This is a genomic window from Streptomyces sp. NPDC054961 (assembly GCF_053609145.1).
On sequence record NZ_JBSGWY010000108.1, the window covers coordinates 1 to 1,375 of the forward strand.

The 1,375-nt window shown below is 65.7% G+C and carries 1 protein-coding gene; it reads left to right on the plus strand.

Going from position 1 to position 1,375, the window contains the following annotated elements; translation table 11 throughout:
* Positions 1–63 precede the first annotated feature (63 nt).
* Positions 64–1,335, plus strand: coding sequence for an IS256 family transposase (locus tag ACWF9Z_RS36665; protein WP_453609955.1), 1,272 nt, complete (start codon positions 64–66; stop codon positions 1,333–1,335).
* Positions 1,336–1,375 lie beyond the last annotated feature (40 nt).

A 1,375-nucleotide genomic window follows, 5' to 3' on the forward strand; every position in this document is an offset into this window, starting at 1 on the left:
GGGACTGTAAAACGTTCGGTGTAACTCCCGATCATGGAAGATGCATCGATGACCAGCAACAACGTGACCGAGACCGTCGAGTCGTCTGCGACGGTGGCGTCGAAGTCCACGGACGACCGGCTGATCGACGAGCTCGTGGGTCGGGCTCAGGCCGAGGGCCTGCAGCTGACCGGTGAGGGCGGGCTGCTCCAGCAGCTGACGAAGCGGCTGCTGGAGTCCGCTCTCGAGGGCGAGATCACCGACCACCTCGGCTATGACAAGCACGATCCCGCCGGGAAGAACGGCGGCAACTCACGCAACGGCACCCGGGCCAAGACCGTGTTGACCGAGGTCGGCCCGGTGGAGATAGCCGTGCCCCGCGACCGCGAGGGTTCCTTCGAGCCGAAGATCGTCAAGAAGCGGCAGAAGCGCCTTTCCGGCGTGGACGAGATGGTCATCTCGCTTGCCGCGAAGGGTCTGACGACCGGTGAGGTCCAGGCTCATCTGGCCGAGGTCTATGGCGCCGAGGTGTCGCGCCAGACGATCTCCACGATCACCGACAAGGTCCTCGAGGGCATGGCCGAGTGGCAGAACCGGCCCCTGGACGCCGTCTATCCGGTGATCTTCATCGACGCGATCCACGTGAAGGTCCGCGACGGTGCAGTGGCAAACCGGCCCATCTATGTGGCTCTGGCCGTTACGGCCGAGGGCCGGCGGGACGTCCTCGGGCTGTGGGCCGGCGAAGGCGGTGAGGGCGCCAAGCACTGGATGCACATCCTCACCGAGATCAAGAACCGCGGCGTGAACGACGTCCTCATGCTCGTCTGCGACGGGCTCAAGGGGCTGCCCGACGCGGTCGAGGCCGTCTGGCCCCGCACGGTCGTGCAGACCTGCGTGGTCCACCTGCTGCGAAACTCCTTCCGCTATGCCGCCCGCCAGGACTGGGACAAGATCGCCAAGGTGCTCAAGCCCGTTTACACGGCGGCGACCGAGGAAGCCGCACTCGACCGGTTCGCCGAGTTCGCCGACGCCTGGGGCAAGAAGTATCCGGCGATCGTGCGGCTCTGGGAGAACGCGTGGGAAGAGTTCACCCCGTTCCTCCGCTTCGACACCGAGATCCGCCGCATCGTCTGCACGACCAACGCCATCGAGTCCGTGAACGCCCGGATCCGCCGGGCGGTCAAGGCCCGCGGTCACTTCCCCAACGAGCAGGCCGCACTCAAGTGCGTCTACATGGCGATCATGTCCCTGGACCCCACCGGTAAGGGCCAGGCCCGCTGGACCATGCGCTGGAAGACCGCACTGAACGCCTTCGACATCACCTTCGACGGCCGGCTCTCCGCAGCACGTCAGTAACCTTCAACTACCCGAGTTACACCGCTCGTTTGACAGACCC